20 protein-coding genes are annotated in these 20,952 nt (G+C 48.5%); 12 read left to right on the forward strand and 8 right to left on the reverse strand.

Going from position 1 to position 20,952, the window contains the following annotated elements; translation table 11 throughout:
* Together ACO6VE_RS00215 and ACO6VE_RS00220 are read right to left on the reverse strand one after the other, a co-directional pair.
* Positions 1-1,071 (reverse strand): 3-deoxy-7-phosphoheptulonate synthase, encoded by a 1,071-nt coding sequence (locus ACO6VE_RS00215; protein WP_422459074.1) that lies wholly within the window; start codon positions 1,069-1,071, stop codon positions 1-3.
* Positions 1,072-1,279: 208 nt separating this feature from the next.
* A complete protein-coding gene (locus ACO6VE_RS00220; RefSeq protein ID WP_422445013.1) occupies positions 1,280-2,050 on the reverse strand; it encodes a sulfite exporter TauE/SafE family protein in 771 nt (256 codons plus the stop codon).
* Positions 2,051-2,263: 213 nt separating this feature from the next.
* On the opposite strand from ACO6VE_RS00220, the gene cysB reads away from it, so the two are divergent.
* Positions 2,264-3,238 carry an HTH-type transcriptional regulator CysB gene (gene cysB / locus ACO6VE_RS00225; protein ID WP_101747347.1) on the forward strand — a complete coding sequence of 325 codons (975 nt, stop codon included), beginning with the start codon at positions 2,264-2,266 and terminating at the stop codon, positions 3,236-3,238.
* 21 nt (positions 3,239-3,259) lie between these two features.
* On the opposite strand, the gene ACO6VE_RS00230 is transcribed toward cysB, so the two are convergent.
* Positions 3,260-3,538, reverse strand: a complete 279-nt coding sequence (locus tag ACO6VE_RS00230; RefSeq protein ID WP_422445010.1) for a hypothetical protein — start codon at positions 3,536-3,538, stop codon at positions 3,260-3,262.
* A 168-nt stretch (positions 3,539-3,706) separates the two neighbouring features.
* Between ACO6VE_RS00230 and thrH the strand changes: the two genes are divergently transcribed.
* Complete coding sequence (gene thrH, locus ACO6VE_RS00235; RefSeq protein WP_269674403.1) at positions 3,707-4,309, forward strand: bifunctional phosphoserine phosphatase/homoserine phosphotransferase ThrH; 603 nt, start codon at positions 3,707-3,709, stop codon at positions 4,307-4,309.
* Positions 4,310-4,372: 63 nt separating this feature from the next.
* On the opposite strand, the gene ACO6VE_RS00240 is transcribed toward thrH, so the two are convergent.
* The gene (locus ACO6VE_RS00240) at positions 4,373-4,582 is read right to left on the reverse strand and encodes a hypothetical protein (RefSeq protein WP_422459076.1); all 210 of its coding nucleotides are present in this window, start codon (positions 4,580-4,582) and stop codon (positions 4,373-4,375) included.
* A gap of 85 nt (positions 4,583-4,667) precedes the next feature.
* Between ACO6VE_RS00240 and ACO6VE_RS00245 the strand changes: the two genes are divergently transcribed.
* Positions 4,668-4,826: an IS66 family transposase gene (locus ACO6VE_RS00245; protein WP_422446131.1), complete on the forward strand. Its 159-nt coding sequence runs from the start codon at positions 4,668-4,670 to the stop codon at positions 4,824-4,826.
* Between the two features lie 75 nt (positions 4,827-4,901).
* Here the strand turns inward: ACO6VE_RS00245 and ACO6VE_RS00250 are convergent, their stop codons facing one another.
* Entirely contained in the window at positions 4,902-6,470 is a 1,569-nt protein-coding gene (locus ACO6VE_RS00250; protein WP_422459078.1) for a hypothetical protein, read from the reverse strand.
* Positions 6,471-6,986: 516 nt separating this feature from the next.
* Between ACO6VE_RS00250 and ACO6VE_RS00255 the strand changes: the two genes are divergently transcribed.
* Entirely contained in the window at positions 6,987-9,011 is a 2,025-nt protein-coding gene (locus tag ACO6VE_RS00255) for a 3'-5' exonuclease (RefSeq protein WP_422445004.1), read from the forward strand.
* Here ACO6VE_RS00255 and ACO6VE_RS00260 read toward each other — a convergent pair.
* The gene (locus ACO6VE_RS00260; protein ID WP_422445002.1) at positions 9,008-9,319 is read right to left on the reverse strand and encodes a hypothetical protein; all 312 of its coding nucleotides are present in this window, start codon (positions 9,317-9,319) and stop codon (positions 9,008-9,010) included. The two genes, ACO6VE_RS00255 and ACO6VE_RS00260, sit on opposite strands and share 4 nt — an antisense overlap.
* Before the next feature lie 149 nt (positions 9,320-9,468).
* Here ACO6VE_RS00260 and ACO6VE_RS00265 point away from each other — a divergent pair, with 149 nt between their 5' ends.
* The 3 genes from ACO6VE_RS00265 to tnpC are packed head-to-tail and all read left to right on the forward strand — an operon-like array spanning position 9,469 to position 11,071.
* Positions 9,469-9,741, forward strand: coding sequence for a hypothetical protein (locus tag ACO6VE_RS00265; RefSeq protein ID WP_422445000.1), 273 nt, complete (start codon positions 9,469-9,471; stop codon positions 9,739-9,741).
* A 16-nt stretch (positions 9,742-9,757) separates the two neighbouring features.
* Entirely contained in the window at positions 9,758-10,126 is a 369-nt protein-coding gene (locus ACO6VE_RS00270; protein WP_422444998.1) for a hypothetical protein, read from the forward strand.
* Positions 10,127-10,138: 12 nt separating this feature from the next.
* Positions 10,139-11,071: an IS66 family transposase gene (gene tnpC, locus ACO6VE_RS00275; protein WP_422446129.1), complete on the forward strand. Its 933-nt coding sequence runs from the start codon at positions 10,139-10,141 to the stop codon at positions 11,069-11,071.
* A 74-nt stretch (positions 11,072-11,145) separates the two neighbouring features.
* Here tnpC and ACO6VE_RS00280 read toward each other — a convergent pair whose 3' ends face one another.
* Positions 11,146-11,334, reverse strand: coding sequence for a hypothetical protein (locus tag ACO6VE_RS00280; protein ID WP_422459080.1), 189 nt, complete (start codon positions 11,332-11,334; stop codon positions 11,146-11,148).
* Here ACO6VE_RS00280 and ACO6VE_RS00285 point away from each other — a divergent pair.
* A complete protein-coding gene (locus ACO6VE_RS00285) occupies positions 11,329-12,156 on the forward strand; it encodes a hypothetical protein (RefSeq protein ID WP_422444994.1) in 828 nt (275 codons plus the stop codon). The genes ACO6VE_RS00280 and ACO6VE_RS00285 overlap by 6 nt on opposite strands.
* Before the next feature lie 8 nt (positions 12,157-12,164).
* Here the strand turns inward: ACO6VE_RS00285 and pabB are convergent, their stop codons facing one another.
* On the reverse strand, positions 12,165-13,565 hold the full coding sequence (pabB, locus tag ACO6VE_RS00290) for an aminodeoxychorismate synthase component I (protein ID WP_422459082.1): 1,401 nt from the start codon (positions 13,563-13,565) through the stop codon (positions 12,165-12,167).
* A gap of 1,240 nt (positions 13,566-14,805) precedes the next feature.
* On the opposite strand from pabB, the gene ACO6VE_RS00295 reads away from it, so the two are divergent.
* The 4 genes from ACO6VE_RS00295 (at position 14,806) to prpF (ending at position 20,778) form a co-directional block, all read left to right on the forward strand.
* Positions 14,806-15,645, forward strand: coding sequence for an isocitrate lyase/PEP mutase family protein (locus ACO6VE_RS00295; protein ID WP_422444988.1), 840 nt, complete (start codon positions 14,806-14,808; stop codon positions 15,643-15,645).
* Positions 15,646-15,673: 28 nt separating this feature from the next.
* Positions 15,674-16,840 carry a bifunctional 2-methylcitrate synthase/citrate synthase gene (gene prpC, locus ACO6VE_RS00300; RefSeq protein ID WP_422444986.1) on the forward strand — a complete coding sequence of 389 codons (1,167 nt, stop codon included), beginning with the start codon at positions 15,674-15,676 and terminating at the stop codon, positions 16,838-16,840.
* 95 nt (positions 16,841-16,935) lie between these two features.
* The gene (gene acnD / locus ACO6VE_RS00305; RefSeq protein WP_422459084.1) at positions 16,936-19,539 is read left to right on the forward strand and encodes a Fe/S-dependent 2-methylisocitrate dehydratase AcnD; all 2,604 of its coding nucleotides are present in this window, start codon (positions 16,936-16,938) and stop codon (positions 19,537-19,539) included.
* Positions 19,540-19,605: 66 nt separating this feature from the next.
* Positions 19,606-20,778: a 2-methylaconitate cis-trans isomerase PrpF gene (gene prpF / locus ACO6VE_RS00310; protein WP_422459086.1), complete on the forward strand. Its 1,173-nt coding sequence runs from the start codon at positions 19,606-19,608 to the stop codon at positions 20,776-20,778.
* Positions 20,779-20,952 lie beyond the last annotated feature (174 nt).

Genomic DNA, 20,952 nt, shown 5'->3' on the forward strand with positions numbered 1-20,952 from the left:
CTAGCGACGACCCGGCAGAACATCCTTCAATTTATCCCTGATGCTGCGCAGCGTCTTCTCTGTGGTTTTCCAGTCAATACAGGCATCAGTAATAGAAACACCGTATTGCAGGTCGTTCAGGTTGTCAGTCATTTTCTGATTGCCCCAGCCAATATTGCTTTCCACCATCAGACCGACAATGGATTGATTGCCTTCAATGATCTGGTTGGTCACATTCTCCATAACCAGCGGTTGCAGGGCAGGGTCCTTATTGGAGTTGGCGTGGGAACAATCCACCATGATATTTGGCTTGATGCTGGCTTTTTCAAGCGCCTTTTCACACAGTGCAACACTGACAGAATCGTAGTTTGGCTTGCCGTTACCGCCACGCAGAACAATGTGGCCGTAGGGGTTGCCTTTGGTATGGGTAACAGCCACTTGCCCCTGGCCATTCAGCCCGAGAAACCGGTGTGGACTGGAAACAGACTGCAGGGCATTGATCGCGACTTCCAATCCGCCATCGGTTCCATTTTTAAAGCCAACGGCCGAGGACAGGCCGCTGGCCATTTCGCGGTGAGTCTGCGACTCAGTGGTTCTGGCTCCTATTGCAGACCAGGCAACCAGGTCCTGAAGATATTGAGGCGAAATCGGGTCCAGTGCTTCTGTAGAGGCAGGAATGCCCATTTCGGCAACATCCATTAACAGGCGGCGACCGATATGCAGGCCTTCTTCAATTTTAAATGAGTCATTCAAATGCGGGTCATTGATCAGGCCTTTCCAGCCCACCGTGGTTCTTGGCTTTTCAAAATAGACACGCATCACCAGATACAATGTGTCTTTCAGCTCTTCACTGAGGGCTTTCAGCCGTTGGGCATAATCTTTCGCCGCAGCAACATCGTGGATTGAGCAGGGGCCTATGACGACAAACAGGCGATGGTCTTTGCCATCGAGAATATCCCTGATTACTTCACGGCTTTCAGAAACCGTTTTTGCTGCTGCCTCAGTCATCGGAATCACAGCCTTAAGGCGTTCCGGACTCAACAGAACTTCCTGAGATTGAATATTAAGGTCTTCAATGGGTAATACAGCCATGTGCGCGGTCCCGTTTTTTTAATAAGACTGGTTTAAAATCTCCTGATCAGTGGCCTGAGCCCCTGATGCCAGATGAAAATATGGCACCCATACTGACAGATAGTCACCTCACCCTGTATAAAGCCCTGGTAATTATGGGTTTTCCATTGGCCTGGTGAGGGTTTTCCACTTTATTCAAACTGACACAGGGCTGCAACCCTGGATAGGGTTAAAAAAGGTATTTCAGGCCCAGTCCGAGCAAAATAATGGCCAATATGATGCGCATGAAGGTATCCGGTAGCTTCATGCCGACACGGGTTCCTACATAGATAGCAGGGATAGAGCCAATCAACAGGCTGCCTAACAGCACAAAATCGACATTACCCAGCCAGATATGGCCAAAGCCTGCCAGCAACGTTAACGGTACTGCGTGAGCCAGGTCGCTACCCACTACCTTGACGGGTTTCAGCAGCGGATAGAGCAGGACAATAGCGGCAGTGCCCAGTGCTCCGGCCCCCACCGATGAAAGTGTGACCAGAACCCCGAGGAAGATACCGGCAATAAATGTTAAAGGTGTCTGATATTTCTGTGGAATCATCGAGACACCTGAGAGCTGTCTTCTTTTCAAAAAAGGACTCATAAATAGCGACAGCGCAGTGAGGGTTAACATTATCCCAAGGCATAGTGTAAGGATCGGGCTATAATCAGCGCTTCTGTCAAAAAAAAACTTGAGCAGCACAATTGTCAGGACTGTGGCAGGAAGACTGCCAGCACAGAGCGTTTTGACCAGTGTCCAGTCAATACTTTTCTGACGATGATGGACAATGACTCCGGTTGACTTGGTAATGGCTGCATACATCAGATCCGTTCCAATGGCGATATGAGCCGGAAAGCCAAACATTAACAGCAGTGGTGTCATCAATGAACCACCGCCGATACCTGTCAGGCCAACCGCAAAACCAACGCCGGCACCGGTGGCAATATATGTTAGAAAATCCATAAGCATCCCAAAATCTATGGTCTAAAGTTATAACTAGCCAAGGCGATGTTTGAAAATATTGACTAAAAATTGATGATTCGCTGGTAACTATATTGACTGGCTTGTATTCTGGAAAAGAATTTAATGTCATTCTTTTATGCTTTATAGAACTAACGGATCCTATTTCAATCTATTCATTTTTGTCAGCACAACCTGCCCGACCGGAGGCCATCAATGAAGCTGCAACAACTGCGCTATATCTGGGAGGTCGCCCACCACGATCTCAACGTATCAGCTACAGCGCAGAGTCTATACACTTCCCAGCCCGGTATAAGCAAACAAATCCGGCTTTTGGAAGATGAACTTGGCGTTGAGGTTTTTGCCCGAAGTGGCAAACATCTCACCCGCATTACCCCGGCTGGTGAGAAAATCATTGATACAGCCGGTGAGATCCTTAGAAAAGTTGAGTCGATCAAGCAGGTTGCCCAGGAATTCAGTGACGAGCGAAAGGGCAGTCTGTCCATTGCCACAACCCACACGCAGGCTCGCTATGCCCTGCCGGGCATTATCCGGCAGTTTATTGGTCAGTATCCCGATGTTGCTCTTCATATGCATCAGGGCACTCCCATCCAAATTGCCGAAATGGCAGCAGACGGTTCCGTTGACTTTGCTATCGCAACGGAAGCACTGGATCTGTTCAACGATCTGGTGATGATGCCTTGCTATCGCTGGAATCGCTGTGTTCTTGTACCCAGGGATCATCCTCTAACCCAGGTGTCTGAATTGAGCCTGAAAGATATTGCCCGGTATGCCCTGGTAACCTATGTTTTCGGATTTACAGGTCGCTCCAAGCTGGATGAAGCCTTTATGAATGAAGGGTTATCACCCAGGGTAGTGTTTACTGCCACTGACGCTGACGTGATCAAAACCTATGTGCGCCTTGGGTTGGGCGTCGGGATCATTGCCAAAATGGCTTACGACCCCGAACTGGATTCTGACCTTGTACCCCTGAATGCTGATCACCTGTTTGAGCCAAGCATTACCAAGATCGGGTTCCGGCGTGGTACTTTCCTGCGTGGATTTATGTACGACTTTATTGAAGAGTTTGCCCCTCACCTGACCAAAGATGTGGTTCAGGAAGCAATCCTTCGTCATAACAAGGCGGAAGTGGATGAACTCTTTTCACATGTTCAGCTACCAAACCAGTAACTACCTTATAAGCGGCTTGGTTCAAGCCGCTTTTTCCAGTACTTCCTTTACCAGCTTAAAATAGATAGTGTAAATCGCTGGCTCGCAGCCTTCTTCTTCAACAATGAAAAAAGGTGCTTTGTCTACCTGGTACAAATTTGCCAGTAAAGTGCCTGTGCTGTCCGGGTCACCATCAACGGCGGTGACGAATTGATCAATGCGATTGATATGACCTGAACTCTCCAGTCTTTCCTGCACTTCCTGGCATTTTTTGCAGAGGTTGCCATCGGCCATTATCTTTTTGACCATGGTGATTTTCATAATCCAGTTCTCCCGGGGGATGGTTTTCATTTGCCGGTGGTGGTTTATTGTAGCAGCAGCTATTTAGCCGATAATAGAATTAATATCTATATTTATAGGTGTTTATGCTATATTCTCAACCAGCCTGTCAGGCCGCAATAAGTCTAACCATCAAAGAGAGAATAACCAATGGATGTCGTCTGTCTTGACCTTGAAGGTGTACTGATTCCGGAAATCTGGATTGAATTTGCTACCCATACCGGTATTGACGAACTCAGGGCAACGACACGTGATATTCCCGATTACGATGAGCTGATGACCATGCGCTTATCCATACTGGATAAACATAAACTCGGGTTGAATGAAATTCAGGCAGTGATTTCCGGAATGAAGCCGCTGGAAGGCGCTGTGGATTTTGTCAACTGGCTGCGCAGTGAATTCCAGTTAATTATCCTGTCGGATACTTTTTATGAGTTTGCCGATCCATTTATGGTTCAGCTGGGTCGTCCGACACTGTTCTGCCATCGCCTGGAGGTAGCAGAATCAGGGAAGGTAACCGGCTATAAGTTAAGGCAGAAAGACCCGAAACGCGCATCGGTAAAAGCACTGAAAAGCCTCAATTACCGGGTTCTTGCTGCAGGTGACTCCTACAATGACACCACCATGCTCTCTGAAGCAGATGCCGGTTTTCTGTTCAAGGCACCCGATAACGTGATTGCGGAGTTTTCTCAATATCCCTCCATCACCAACTACGATGATCTGCGCACAGCTTTGCTTGCGGCACGGGGTTGAGGAATAGTGCGCACTTGATCAGGGACTGCTCAACGGGCCTCGGCCTGCAAAACCACAATCTGTTTAAAAAAACCATCCACCTCCTGACTCCAGCTCAGCAATTTCATGGCTAATGGTTTTCTGATCACAGCCCAGCACCTGAGATATATAACCAATACCGCCATGACCGAGCTTAATAGCTTCAATAGTGGCATAATGCCGACGATCCCTTTCATTGAGTGATCGATAGAAAGTTCTCATGCGTTTTTTTACTAATGAGGGGTATGTAGCCATAGTCACCTCCAGCAATGGTTCAAAGTATTGACCATTGTCTGAGAGGCGCAAATCAGGAAGTTATTTTTAGACTATTCCTTAGCCACTGCTTGATGACCTGCACCAGTGGCTACAGAAAAACGTCACCCGGCTGATACCGGATACTCTTACCCATAAGGCCATGAGCTATGCCCTGAACCAGTGGTCAAAACTGGTGGTTTACTGTGAAGACGGACACCTCAACAATAGGCCTGTGCCCATCTGAACCAAACTCTGACTGTCCATATGACTCTGGCGAGATTTCTTCATACATCAGATATAGCCTTGTGTAATTTCATCTTCACCGTTCATCCCACTCCAAATCTTCTGCATAACCAAAATCAGGACTGGCATCAGATAGGTGGTCGTAATATTCCTGGTCACAATGATCGAACTCTGGCCCGAAATATATTGGCCCTGGGTCAAAGTATTCCTCTGCGAGAGTTTCATTTTCTGTATCTGAGCGCTGCGGGTCAGTCTTGTAGTCGGCCCCCTTACTGACGACTGGTGTAGTATTTAAGTCGGACTTGTTACTATCGCTAACTCTACAGAAGCAAGCTCCACATTCACAGATCAGGCCATTGCACTTACTGCACTTAGCATGAGAGTTTGAACTCAATGAAGTCTTGCACGCATAACAGTGCGTTTGACGATGCTTGTTAGATCTTGTTTGCAAGGTACTCTTGAAGCTGCTGCTCACCAGCCCTGCTGGAGTATGGTCGGAGCCATTGTAGTAACTGCTGCCAGTTCGGGTATGCACCTGTTTAGTTCTTGTCTTACTGAGTGAGATTTCCTTTCTGTTATCACGGCTGCTAAAAGATGCTGATATACTGACACTGGTTTTCTTTTTCTGATTTTCTGGCAGGTACCTGTTCTTCGGATCAAACAGGTATTTCAGTTTATTACCAGAAATATCATTTCCCAGTACCATGAATAATTTGTCCTCAATGGACGGAGCCAGCATTATTCTGGTAATCAAACCATCAGCGTGAAAAATATCGGTATTGTGGGTACAGGTTTTTGAAGCGTACAAAACTTCATACAAAGGAGAAGCATTTTCTCTGGTTCTAACCGACTGCAGTTTCCCTGCCCCAAGAGTATCATGATAAACAGCAACCATACCGACAGTCAGCATACTGACAGGAAAATCATTGCCGATATTTTTCAACAACTCTGATTTATAAACAGATGCTTTTGAAACAACAGAAGCAGCCTGTTTGCTTTCTTTTTGACTTGCTTTCTTTGTTGATGGTTTCTCTGATTCAGCTCCATATTCCGAGTTATAAGAGCTTGCAGTCTGCTTTGTCTGATTGGTGGATGTGACTTTTTCAACCTGAGACAAATTCTTATATTTTTCTTTCAGGTATTGGCTGCGAGCCCGACTTTCACGAACGCAACCGGGTATCGAGTCGCTTTCAATATTTACAGGTTTTGCGACTGTCTCAACTGATTCAGGCGCTGCAGTTTTGATTGAGATGCCATCTTTCTCAAGCTCAGTGCTGCTACCTTCAACCATAGTTACAGCTAACGAGTCAAGCTGACCTGCTGTGGCAATCGACTTCTTTTTATAAATATCTTTGTATTTTTCTTTTAGGTATTGGCTACGGGTACGACTTTCCCGAACACAGTCAGGTACAGATTCATCTTCAAAAGACGCAGTTTTTTGTACCGATACCCTCGGTTCAGGTATCACTACCCTGTTTGAAGGAGAACTTTTTCTGGTGACTGATGTTGCTGGTACAGCATCTTTGCTTTTCTGAGCTTCTTTTTTTTGGGGGGGGACTGTCGATGCTGATTTTTTCTGCTTGCGAATCCTCTCAAAAATGATGCCGGCACAGAAAACAGCAGTGAAAATTAGAATCTCAAACACTCTGGCAATTACTCCGGATAAAGACCCAACAACCTAGGCCAAAGTGAACAACTTGACGTTTTACACTCATTTTCACTTTTGGCGGGCTTTAATAAAAAAAGAAGAAATCTGACAAAATCACTGCTATTTGTAAGTAAGTATAACGCCTTAATTTACGGAGTTCTGAGTAACCTGTTCATTGTTGGAAAGCAGGGATTTCATCATGGGTAAGTAACAAGGCATTAGTCAAGGTAAGTCTTACGGACTGACACAAGTAATGCTTACTTCTCACATCACTTGCAGCCGTAAATTCCACCATTTTCTTTAAAAGTCGTATGTCGTACAGTACCTGTCTCTATCATGCCCGAGTGTTTTCCCGTCATGGCCTGGCCTATTCTTTTCAATGAACAATACCATCACGATCTGAAAAAAATTCCACCCTCTGAACAGCATAAGGCTCAGCGCCACCTTGATACGATCTGCGCAAACCCATTTGCAAAGAACAATAACCTGAAGACTCTGACAGGTCGAAATGGCATGCACAGGGTTCGTCTGGGCGATTATCGTCTGCCATTCTTCATAAACCAAAAAGACAAAAACATTGTCTTACTGGCCTTCTTTAAGCGTACTGAAAACAGCTATCGAGTACTGGACAGTGTCTCAACTGTACCCGTCGGTGAACTGCCAAAAGAGCAGAAAGACGCAGTTCAACAGCCTCTTCCTGAAGGCCTATCTGTTCCACAGAAACCGCGCAAGAAGGTTTACACCGTTAAGAAGAGTAAGGTACTTCCTCAAACTCAGGTCTCTGAAAAAACACCAGAGGTTGATGATTTCTTCGAGATAGAAAAGTTCGAACTGGATTTGATCCATATTCCGGATGAATACCATCAAATCATTTTGGAAAATTCACGCCATAGTCTCTTTGCATCCGACAAGTTACCGGAAGATATCAATGCTCGGTTGCAGGACTATATAACCGCGCCGCAGCTCAATCATATAGGTAAGCTCTACAGTCTGGGGGCTACCCAGACTCTCAAGGATATAGCCCTACAGCCACTTGAGAACTTTCTTTTAAAACTTGATCGCAGGCAGCAGGAGATCATTGATAAGCCTCTCAATAGTGGATCTTTCAAAGTCACTGGAGGTCCGGGAACAGGAAAAACGCTGATTGCCTTGTATCGAATGAAGAAGCTGGTTGAGGAGCGAGCCACAGAGTTCTTATGGAGTACCGGCCAGAACATAGGGTTTATAACGTATACGCATTCGCTGGTTAAAACGAACAAGTTACTGTTTGATGCTATTCACCCAGGCAATATGGAAGGTATTAATTTATCGTTCACGACCTTTGATCGTAATATTTATGTACTTTTTCAAAGCCTATGTGCCATCAGAAAAGTACGGGAACCTGTTATTCCAAACGGTTTGGTTCATTTTTTTAAAAATAAAATATCTGTCTGTTTTTCTCAAGACCCTAGTCTGGATGTTGCTGTCGTCACCAGCCTGGATGAAACCAAAGGACTGGACTTTGTTTATGACGAAATTGAAGGAGTAATTGAAGCAAACAACCTAAAGACAGAAGCAGAGTATCTGGCTTTTAAGCGCGTGGGCAGGAAAACACCGTTACTCCGATCTGCCAGAGCCAAAATATGGCAGGTTTATGCAGTGTATGAAGAACTACTAAAACAATATAACTACACCTCTTTCAGTCGTAAAAGGCTTGAAGTTCTCAGAGCGTTTGAAGAAGGGCTCAACATTATGCCTGAGAGGTTCAATGCATTATTTATTGATGAAGCGCAGGATCTTTCTGTTGTCAGCTTGCGAATTCTGATGCATATGTTGGATGATCCAGGTTTTGTGATGCTTTGCCTCGATGGGGGGCAATCCATTTATAGCAAATCTCCGGTAGGGACAAATGTGCATAAGAATTTTCGATTCAATAGAGCTAATAGTCACACACTGAAAAACTCTTATCGTATGACTCGCCAGATCCTGACTGCGTTGGCACCGCTGAGAAATGAAACCATGAGTCGCCCAGAGGACAGAACGGGCTTGTCTGACGCAGTTGTTGAAGGTGACAAACCGAGCTTGATCAAGCGACCATTGGAGGAACACCCTGAAGTTGTTGTTGAAATTGTGATGGACCAAGTCACTTCCGGCGTTAACGCCAACCAGATTGGCATTATCACGAAAGACTGGGACTCGGCAGCAAAATACTGCCGACTGTTAAATGCGGAAGGCCTTCAGGCTGAAGTGTTTAATAAACAACAGGGGCTGGTTCTGAGAGATGGATGCGTAAACATTATTACAGCGCACTCTGCCAAAGGGCTTGAGTTTCCCTTTGTCATTGTTCCGGATATTTCAAGTCACAGCTACCCGGACATCCGTAAAATCGATAATGCCAAAGATAAGGGCGACGAAGAAGAAGTACGTTTAATGGAGCAGCGGTTACTCTATGTGGCATTATCCAGAGCCTGCCGAAAGCTCTGGGTCATTGAAGACACTGATAATCCTTGTGAGTTTCTTGCCAGTACACATTCACAGCACTGGCAGGTTGGTGATTAGGTGTTTTTTAATCGGTTGGCCAGAACAGCTAACTGGTCATGCTGTTCTTTAATGCCATAAAGAGCCGATGATCTTATGATCTGGTTTAAGGCTTTCAGTTCTTCCATGATTTTGATGGTGCAGGCTTCAACCTCTGCACCATAGCGTGCAGCACACTCTTTCAACTGCCTGTTTTGAGCTTCCAGCCTTTCATAAGTGATTACCGTTGAGTCATCTGGCTCAGAAATATTGCTCAGGTGATTTTCCCAAGCTTCAGCATCACTGGGACAAACACCCATGGCGTCCATGTAATCAGTTAGATCTGACATAATTTACAACTTCTACGTAACCATTCGCTAAATCAATTATTCAAGCATAAATAGCCCTGCTCAGCTATCCTTGATAGATTCTTGAAATCATTAAGCCTGAATGCACTTCAGAACAATCCTGTACTCCTTTCAGCCTTGTTCAAGTCACTTTGACTAGGCAGGAGTTCATTGAACTCAAATGGCAGGTCAACCACTACCGGGGTCTGTGGAAACGGACCCGGGTTCGTGAGCAGGAATTACTGGACACCATTGCCTTGATGAAAAAGGATAATAAGGCTGAAGTCGATCAACTCAAGGCGACCATCAAAGAACGCGATTCTCAGCTGAGTCATATGAAACACATGGTCTTTGGCCGTTCTACTGAAAAGAAAAATCGCTCAAAACCCAGTCAGGAAAAGCAAAGCAAAAATACCACACGATAACCGACGACTCGTAAGCGTGGCCAGCAACCTGGTTCCCCAAGCCATGGTCGGAGAAAACATGAGAACGCCGGTGGTTGATCAGGGCGTTGACCTACCCGATAACGAGAAGTGTTGTGCCATCTGTCGCTTGCCCTTCGACCCGTTTCCTGGCTGTGATCATTGTGATGTTGTAGAAATTGAGGTCAGGCCACACAAGAGGCGTTACCATCGCAAGCGATATCGCAAGACTTGCCAATGTCCTGAAACACCCGCAATTATCACCGCCCCATCTCCAGCACGTTTGATTAACAGAGGAACATTGGGAGTTTCTGTCTGGGTTGATTTAATTATCAACAAATATGCTTTTGTTATTCCGGTTAACAGACAGCTTCAGTCGTACAAATAGCATGGGCTCGATCTGGCTGCAGGAACCACTACTTCGGGAATACAAACACTGCCTGCTCTCATAGAACCGGTCGTGGAAGCTTGCAGAGAGCGGGTTTGCCACAGTGATCGAATGCATGCCGATGAAACCCGATGGTTGCAGTGGTGTGATGATTCAGAGGGCAGCCAGAAACATTGGCTCTGGGTATTTGTTTCCGATGAGGCAGCCTACTTCAGCATCAGTAATAGTCGCGCTGTCTCTGTCCCTGAATCAGTTATTGGAGATAGCGAGGGAACCCTTGTCTGCGACCGGTATTCTGCCTACAAGAAACTGGCCAAAGACCATCCATTGATTGTTCTGGCCTTCTGCTGGGCTCATGTCAGGCGAGACTTTATTGCTGCCAGTCGTGGTGACCCGGATTTGGAAAAATGGAGCATTGCCTGGGTAGATAGAATTGCTCGTTTATATTATTTAAACGAGCAACGACTTCTTGTACGGGAAGACCCAAAGCAGTGGCCGACCCGCCAGTTGAGACTGGAAAAACATGTTGAACGCATAGCCTCTCAGCGAGATAAAGAACTGGTACGACCACGGCTGGCTGAAAAAGCGCAAAAGATACTTGAGAGCCTTGTGAACCATTGGGAAGGGCTCTGCCGGTTTATTCAAAATCCGGAAATTCCGATGGATAACAATATTGCTGAACAGACGTTGCGAGGTCTCGTGGTTGGCCGGAAAAACTACTACGGCAGCGGGAGCGACTGGAGTATGGAGCTGGCGGCCTGGTTCTTTACGGTGCTGACAAGCCTGAAGATCTGGAAGATCAATCAGAAGCTGTGGTTGAAGGGCTATCTTGAGGCTTGCATTGCTAATGACCGGAAGCCACCAGAAGATTTAAGCCAGTGGCTACCTTGGCAGATGGATGAAAGTCGTCTCAAAGAATTGCGAATCCATGACCCACCTGGCTGAAAAAAGCTCATCCAAATCCGTAGCCCTTATAAGGCAGGTATTCCTTACCAGTCTGGTAAGCTGGTTTGGTGGGTTCACTGAATAGTTACCGTAAAATTTTGCAGGCTGGGGGCCTCAACGGTGGCACCGTCCAGCATAATTTGGTCAACGGAACCATCGTTGATAACGTTACCACCGTCGGTGGCACCTTCATTCAGCCGAATGGTGTCGTTGATCTCACAACCCACCGTATTATGAATATCCCTATCTGATATTGAATGCATGAAACAAACTTAAGAAATATCGTTTCCGTTCTCGTAGCCTGTTTGATTTTTGGCTGTGAGACTCGCCAGCAAATTCCTGAAGTCAGCCCGGATGCGTTTCGCCAGGGGTTGATTGCCACCATTTATGATCAGTTCTATTGGCCGGTTTACACCCTGGCTCCGTCACAGCCGTTGAGCGACACATTACGCATCTATATTGAAGGGGATGGCCGGGCATGGTTGAGATCTAACCGTCCATCCTTGGATCCTACGCCGACGAATCGACTGGTTCATCACTTGATGCTGAAAGATGCATCACCGGATATTGCTTATCTCGGACAACCTTGCCAGTACAAGATGAATGGCCACTGCAATAGCAGGGTATGGACGTTTGGGCGTTACAGCAAAAAGGTGGTTGAGACTATGAACTCTGTGGTGTCATCCCTTAAAGAAAACGGCGGTTACCGTCAGCTTGAACTGATCGGTTACTCCGGAGGCGGAAGCATTGCTCTACTGCTGGCCGCTAACAGGAACGATGTGATTTCTGTCAGAACCGTAGCGGGTAATCTTGCTCCCCGCTACCTTAATCACTATCACGGTGTTTCAGACATGCCGACAGCTCTGAATCCTGAGTCTTTTAGCAGTCATTTATCCGATATCCCCCAAATTCATTTTGTCGGGTCCAGAGATGATATTGTTCCTGTTGAGGTCAGTCAGCATTATGCCCGGACATTGGCAGATCAATCCTGCATTAATATCCTTCAGATAGAAGCGGATCATCTGATCGGCTGGATCAGGCAGTGGCCAGAACTTTTAAGCACACCGCCTGAGTGTATCCGCTAAGAACTCTGTTACAGAAACCTTTCCAGAGTACTCATCAGATTTTTTACTTTAGTTATGGACTCCTGGTATTCCGATTCACAGTCAGAGTCAGCAACAATCGCCCCACCTCCCCAGCAGTGTAATTCGCCATCTTTGGCCAGAATCGTCCGTATGGTGATACTGGTATCCATATTGCCATCACAGCTGATATAGCCGATGGAGCCACAGTAAACAGTGCGGGCTACCGGTTCCAGCTCCCTGATAATCTCCATGGATCGTATTTTTGGCGCTCCGGTAATCGAACCGCCGGGGAATGTGCTTCCCAGCAGGTTAAATGCATCATAATCGTCCATCAGTTGGCCTTTCACTGTACTGACCAGGTGATGCACGTTGGCATAACTTTCCAGGGCAAATAATCGGGGTACTGACACGGTACCTGTCTTGCAGACCTTACCAAGATCGTTTCTCAGCAGATCGACAATCATCAGGTTTTCCGATTGATCCTTCTGGCTATGTTGTAGCTCCTCAGCAATGGCACGGTCTTCTTCAGGAGAGTGGCCCCTGGGACGGGTACCCTTGATGGGCTTGGTGGCAACATGACCGTTTTTCAGCCGGATAAACTGCTCCGGAGAATGGCTGAGAATGCTCAGGTCAGGACGCGAAATAAACGCAGAGTAGGGCGCTTTGGTGATGGTTCTGAGCTTTTTAAATGCTTCCCAGGAATCGCCGCTATAGGGCGCAGTAAAACGCTGGGTAAGATTCACCTCATAGCAATCTCCCGCCACAATATAGTCCTGAATTTGCTGAAATGCACACTGGTATTCAGCCGGGGTTTGTGTCGGGGTGAACCTGTCGAGCAGTTTGAATGGTGAACGGTCTGACTTCCTGACTTTATGGTCAATAGCTTGCAGAATTTCAGTTTTCAATGATTCGGGTATATCAGGATGAAACACCAGACAGGCCCGTCGTTCCTTATGATCACAGATCAGCGCCCACTGATAGAGCCCGACGGACATCAGCGGTGTTGAACTGTCTCGATGGGCTATTCGGTCCGGCTCAAGGTGTTCACACAGTTCATATCCCCAGTAACCAACCATGCCACCAACAAAAGGCAAGCCGACATTGTCGACTTTGCTCATGGCATTAAGCCGTTTTGGCAATGGCGAAAAAGGTTCAGCTCCAGAAACAGTTTCTGTTTTTTGTTGAATAAGATCTTCAATCATCAAATCACCTTCCGGGGTGAAGGTGAAGTGCATTTCTGGAGCTGCAGTCATAATGTCATAACGGCTGGAATGATCTTTATAGACTGCCTGCTTTCCATCGAATACCGAGCTATCCAGAAAACAGGGATAAGGGAGGTGAATAAAATGTTCAAAGTAGAGACTGGTATCGTCTTTATATTCCAGTTCCAGAATTGTCAGCGTCTTCATACAGGTGTCCGAACAAAACAGTCGGCATTTTAACTGGAGCCGGGGCACTATGCCATCGTCTACAATCCACGAACCAGCCATCAAGTGCTAATTATCATCAGATATTGCGATCGCGATGGTTAGCTGTATAACTTCCCTGAGAACAATTGCACTTAAAACCGTAGATAGTATCTCAACTGATAAAGTAACCATCAACCCCGGCAGCCTTGATGTAGTAGCAGTAACATCAAAGCCGATGGGGACATCATCTCATCTCTCAGTCGGGAGTGTTTGAAGATGTAGAATTAGGATTAGAAGATGTTGGCACTATAGTAGTTGATGGAGATAGCGAGAGAGATTGTTTAGTACTTGCCAAGGGTTTATGGGGGATTGTTGTGCTGGCGGAAGGCTGCTGGGGGGCGTTGTTGGAAGTTGTAGGTGGTGTTGTTCCCTGAGGATAAGTGCGTGCTGGCGACGTAGCTGTTTGAGGTGCCCAGGGAGTGCTTGGAGTAGTTACTTCGGTATTAGGGGGGCATGATATGCATCTGGTTATAAATGACTCGGGGGTGCTGCTGACAGTTCTAGTTGGAGCCCCACGGGTATCGAAACCCTGAGTATTTCCAAGTCCAGACACGGACGTACTGGCACTTAATTGCTTACCGCCCGTCAATCGAAGCCCTAGCCCTAATGCCACGCCTCCGATAATGACCACACCGAGACCAATAACGCAACACCTTCCATTGCTGGTATTAACAGATCCTTCTGTATTTTCACTTGATGCTTTTTGATCCTCGTTTAGAGGTTGCATAGGTATTGATGCATAAGATGCATTTTTTATCGTTGTATCCAAGATATGACTCCTTAGCGTTAATTAGAGTTAATTAGAGTTAACTTCAGTTCCGTGCGATCAACAAGGAACACTCAAACAGTTTTCAGTCTGACTCTTCTCGCCGTTACCGGCCATCAAGAGCAGAGTGTGTTGAAACTCTCCTGCGGCGCAAGCATAGCCTTTTATTTCAACACAATGCAGCTTTTCTGAGATGTTTTTTGAATAAGCGATTGTGATCTATATGTCACTGATTTAGTTATATGTTGTTTTCAATGCAGGTAGAAGTGCTGAGTAAAGTTCGGTATAAATATCTCGGTTTAAAATATTGTCAAACATGTTCTTTGGTGTCTATGACGTCGACAGGGTCCGCAACATAGATAATGCTGTTGTTAACACTCTTTATATCAAGAATTAAGAATCAGAGGTAACGCCATGAATCAAAAGAATAATGCCTTGAGTCGATTGATCGCTGAGCAGGGCATTGTCACCGCTCCCGGTGTTTACGATGGTATTTCGGCCCGGCTCGGTGAAGAAGCCGGTTTCTCAGCGTTATACGCCAGTGGTGGTGCCATTGCCCGCAGCACCGGTGTGCCTGATATTGGTCTGCTGACACTGACGGAAGTGGTTGACCGGGTTCGTCAGATCGTGGCAGCCACCTCTCTGCCAGTCATTGCGGATGCGGATACCGGTTTTGGCAATGAGGTGAATGTCAAACGCACTGTGGAGCTTTTTGCCAATGCGGGCGTCAGTGCTTTTCATCTGGAAGACCAGGAGTTTCCCAAGCGCTGCGGGCATCTGGACGGCAAGTCTCTGGTATCTGTTGACGAGATGTGTAAGAAAGTCTCGGTGGCCAGAAAGTATGCCGACGATGTCACCGTGATTGCCCGTACTGATGCTATTGCCGTTACCGGTTTTGACGATGCTTTGGATCGTGCCAGGGCTTATGTCGAAGCAGGGGCGGATATGCTGTTTGTTGAGGCACCACAGACCATTGGGCAGATTGAAGCCATTGCCAAACAGGCTCCCGGTCCCAAGCTGATTAATATGTTCTACAGCGGTAAAACACCACTGGTACCTACTGAAGACCTGAAAGCGATGGGCTATCAGCTGATCATTATTCCTTCTGACCTGCAGCGGGCTGCAGTGACCGCGATGCGGGAAGTATTGGAGGTGATCAGGCGTGACGGTAACAGTGGCGCTATCGCCGATGGCATGATGACCTTCCAGGAGCGTGAACAGCTGGTGAGAACCAAAGAGTTCCTTAACCCATAAAACGAAATAAAAAAAACGGAGAAGTATTATGTCGACGAACTCTGGGACAGAAAAAAAATCGAACTCTGGGGCTGAAAAAAAAATAAGTGGTGCTGGTCTGCGTGGTCAGTCAGCCGGTGAAACCGCGCTCTGTACCGTTGGCAAAACCGGTTCGGGCCTCACTTACCGTGGTTACGATATCAAAGAGCTGGCCGACAATGCCCAGTTTGAAGAAGTCGCGTATCTTCTGCTTTATGGCAAACTGCCAAACCAGGCTGAACTGGACGCCTACAAAACCAGACTGAAAGGCCTTCGCTCTCTGCCCGATGCTCTGAAAACGGTACTCGAACAGATTCCTGCGGAAGCTCACCCAATGGATGTAATGCGTACCGGTTGTTCAATGCTGGGTAACCTGGAAACCGAACAGGATTTCTCACAGCAGAACGATCATATTGACCGCATGCTGGCCATTTTCCCCGGCATGATCAACTACTGGTACAACTTCAGCCACAACGGTGTTCGGGTCGATGTTGATACCGATGCTGACTCCATCGCCGAGCAGTTTCTCTGGACTCTGCACAACAAAAAGCCTGAGCCACTCCATGTTCAGGTGATGCACGCTTCCCTGGTGCTTTATGCCGAGCATGAGTTCAATGCTTCAACCTTTACCGGTCGTGTTTGTGCTTCCACCCTTTCTGATATTCACAGTTGTGTGACCGGTGCCATCGGCTCACTGCGTGGCCCGCTCCACGGTGGCGCTAACGAAGCGGCTATGGCAATGATCGAGAACTGGCGCTCCCCAGAGGAGGCCGAAGAGAAGATCATGGGCATGCTGGCCCGCAAGGATAAGATTATGGGCTTTGGCCATGCCATTTATCGTGAGTCTGATCCCCGTAATGCCATCATCAAACAGTGGTCGCGGAAGTTGTCTGAGCAGGTGGGCGATCAGTATCTGTATGCCGTTTCCGAGCGTGTTGAGGCGGTCATGTGGCGGGAGAAGAAGCTGTTCTGTAATGCCGACTTCTTCCACGCTTCGGCCTACAACTTTATGGGTATTCCTACCAGGTTGTTTACCCCGATCTTTGTTTGTTCGCGGGTGGCTGGCTGGACCGCTCACGTTATGGAGCAGCGTGCTAACAACCGCATTATCCGACCATCTGCCGACTACACCGGACCGGAAAGCGCAGAATGGGTGGCTATTGAAGATCGCGATTAACCACAAAGACCACCAGAGAAAAAAGCTGTCTTTGTGTTCTTTGTGGTCTGCGTAGTTTATAAAAACAAATTATTTGCCCGGTGGACGTTCGACGTATGAACACTGATTTTCGTAAACCCTTACCCGGCACCCAGCTGGACTATTATGATACCCGTGCAGCCGTGGAAGCGATTCAGCCGGGCACCTATAACACCTTACCCTATACCGCCAGAGTGCTGGCCGAGCAGCTGGTTCGCCGCTGTGACCCGGCTACTCTGACTGACTCCCTGAAGCAGATCATTGAGCGTAAGCGTGACCTGGATTTCCCCTGGTATCCGGCCCGTGTTGTCTGCCATGACATTCTTGGCCAGACCGCCCTGGTGGATCTTGCCGGATTGCGAGACGCTATCGCCGGGCAGGGCGGTGATCCTGCCAGAGTTAACCCGGTTGTGCCAACCCAGTTGATTGTTGACCACTCTCTGGCCGTTGAATATGGCGGTTTTGATCCGGAGGCATTGGCAAAGAACCGGGCTATTGAAGATCGTCGCAATGAAGACCGTTTCCACTTTATCGAGTGGAGCAAAACCGCCTTTGAGAATGTTGATGTGATTCCTGCGGGTAATGGCATCATGCATCAGATCAACCTGGAGAAAATGTCTCCGGTTATCCAGGCCCGCGATGGTGTCGCCTATCCTGATACCTGTGTCGGTACCGACAGCCATACGCCCCATGTCGATGCCCTTGGCGTTATCGCAATTGGTGTTGGTGGCCTGGAAGCGGAAACGGTGATGCTGGGTCGTCCTTCCATGATGCGCCTTCCTGATATCGTCGGTGTTGAGCTGACAGGGCAGCGTCAGCCGGGCATTACCGCCACCGACATCGTACTGGCCCTGACTGAATTCCTGAGAAATGAGCGAGTGGTTTCATCTTATTTGGAGTTCTTTGGCGAGGGGGCTGCCAATCTTACCATTGGTGATCGTGCCACCATTGCCAATATGACCCCGGAGTTTGGTGCTTCCGCCGGGATGTTCTATATCGATGAACAGACCATTGATTATCTTAAGTTGACCGGTCGGGAGCCTGAACAGGTGGCCCTGGTGGAGAATTACGCCAAAACCACCGGACTGTGGGCTGATGATCTGAAAACCGCTGACTATGAGAGGGTGCTGACCTTTGATCTCTCTGCGGTTTGCCGGAATATGGCAGGGCCATCCAACCCACACCGTCGTTTGCCGACCTCTGAGCTGGCAAGTCGTGGCGTTGCGGGGCCTTATAAAAAAGAAGATGAGCAAGAAGGCTTAATGCCCGATGGTGCCATCATCATTGCGGCTATCACCAGCTGTACCAATACCAGTAATCCCCGTAACGTGGTTGCCGCCGGTCTGGTGGCCCGAAAGGCTAATGAGCTGGGGCTTGTCCGGAAACCCTGGGTGAAGTCATCTTTCGCACCAGGTTCCAAAGTCGCCAGGCTCTATCTTGAGGAAGCAGGTCTTCTTTCTGAAATGGAGAAACTGGGCTTTGGCATTGTCGCCTACGCCTGTACCACCTGTAACGGTATGAGTGGGGCTCTTGATCCGGAAATTCAACAGGAAGTCATAGATCGGGATCTTTATGCAACGGCCGTTCTCTCTGGCAACCGTAACTTTGATGGACGGATTCATCCCTACGCCAGGCAGGCCTTCCTCGCCTCGCCACCGTTGGTGGTGGCTTATGCGATTGCCGGTACGGTGCGCTTTGATATTGAAAAGGATGCATTGGGTACTGATCAGGATGGCAACCCCATCACCTTGAAAGACATCTGGCCCAGCGATGAAGAGATTGACGCCATTGTTGCTGAATCCGTAAAACCAGAGCAGTTTAACCAGGTTTATATTCCCATGTTTGATCTGGGCAAGGCGGAGCAGGCCGAAAGTCCTCTCTACCACTGGCGCTCCATGAGTACCTACATTCGCCGTCCTCCCTATTGGGAAGGGGCTCTGGCTGGTGAGCGCACCCTGAAAGGCATGCGCCCTCTGGCGATTCTGGGCGATAACATCACCACCGATCACCTGTCGCCTTCCAATGCGATTCTGGCCAGCAGTGCGGCGGGGGAATATCTGGCGAAAATGGGGCTGCCGGAAGAAGACTTTAACTCCTATGCCACCCACCGTGGTGACCATCTGACCGCGCAACGGGCCACCTTTGCCAACCCAAAGCTGCTCAATGAGATGTGTCTGGATGCTAATGGCGAAGTCAGGCAGGGCTCTTTGGCCAGAATTGAGCCCGAAGGCAAAGAAACACGGATGTGGGAAGCCATTGAGACCTATATGGAGCGTCGCCAGCCGCTGATTATTGTAGCCGGTGCGGATTATGGGCAGGGATCATCCCGTGACTGGGCTGCCAAAGGGGTTCGGCTTGCCGGTGTGGAGGCCATTGTGGCAGAAGGGTTCGAGCGTATTCACCGGACTAACCTGGTGGGTATGGGTGTGCTGCCTCTGGAATTCAAGGCTGGCACAACCCGCAAGACACTGGGTCTTGATGGCAGCGAAACCTACGATGTTATCGGTGAGCGGACGCCCGGAGCAACACTGAGCCTGTTGATTCACCGTACCAGCGGAGAAGCTGTTGAGGTCCCGGTAACCTGTCGCCTGGATACCGCTGAAGAAGTATCCGTATACGATGCCGGTGGTGTACTGCAACGTTTTGCCAGGGACTTCCTGGAATCCGAAGCAGCTGCCTGACGGCTCTCACGCTGGCCCTTGATCAGGGCCAGCACAACAATCCTATAACAGAAGGAGCTGTTCTCCATGGCTCATCCTCCACAAATCAAGGTTCCTGCTACTTATATGCGAGGCGGAACCAGCAAGGGCGTTTTTTTTAATCTCACCGATCTTCCGCCAGCTGCACAGGTTCCGGGTAAGGCCCGTGATGCTCTGCTTCTTCGAGTGATTGGCAGTCCGGACCCCTATGGTAAGCAGATTGATGGTATGGGGGGTGCCACGTCCAGTACCAGCAAAACGGTGATCCTGTCGCAAAGCAGTCAGCCTGACCATGATGTCGATTATCTCTTTGGTCAGGTAGCCATTGATCAACCTGTCGTGGACTGGAGTGGTAACTGCGGCAACCTGACGGCGGCTGTCGGGGCCTTTGCCATCACCAGCGGTCTGGTTGATAAGCAACGGATACCCGACAATGGCATCGCAACGGTAAGGATCTGGCAGGCCAATATCAAAAAAACCATTATTGCCCATGTGCCAATGACCAATGGTGCGGTTCAGGAAACGGGTGATTTTGTCCTGGACGGTGTGACTTTCCCGGCGGCCGAGGTTCAGGTTGAGTTTCTCGATCCTGCTGATGGTGAAGGTGCCATGTTCCCGACAGGCCACCTGGTGGATGATCTTGAAGTACCCGGCGTTGGGACGTTAAAGGCAACCCTGATCAATGCCGGCATTCCCACCATTTTTATCAATGCAGCAGACATTGGTTACCAGGGGACTGAACTACAGGAAGTGATCAACGGCGATAAGCAGGCACTGGCCATGTTTGAGAACATTCGGGCTTATGGCGCACTGCAGATGGGGTTGATCAGCAGCCTGGAAGAAGCCGCAACCCGACAGCATACGCCGAAAGTTGCTTTTGTTGCTGAACCGAAAAGTTACCTCTCATCCAGCGGCAAGGAGGTCTCTGAAGATGAGATCGACCTGCTGGTCAGGGCACTCTCCATGGGTAAACTGCATCATGCCATGATGGGCACCGCTGCCGTGGCCATTGGCACTGCGGCCGCCATTCCGGGCACCCTGGTTAACCTCGCTGCCGGTGGTGGTGAACGAAACCCGGTCCGTTTTGGCCACCCCTCGGGTACCTTGAAAGTGGGGGCAGAAGCAGTGCTGAATAATGGGCAATGGTCAGTGACCAAAGCCATTATGAGCCGCAGTGCCAGGGTTTTGATGGAGGGCTGGGTTTGTTTGCCCGTCCAATGAAACTGCGGGGAAATCAGTTCTAGTGCATGGTTTCAATGAGTTTGAAGTGTACAATCTCCGTTCACCCTGAGCGGAGTCGAAGGGTGCTTGGCACGATCTATCAGAGTCCGGAGTTTCCGCCCTTCGACAGGCTCAGGACGAACGGAGTGCGGAGACACGACAACCCGTCAAACT

It is taken from the genome of Endozoicomonas sp. ALB115 (genome assembly GCF_049310245.1).
Lineage (GTDB): Bacteria > Pseudomonadota > Gammaproteobacteria > Pseudomonadales > Endozoicomonadaceae > Endozoicomonas.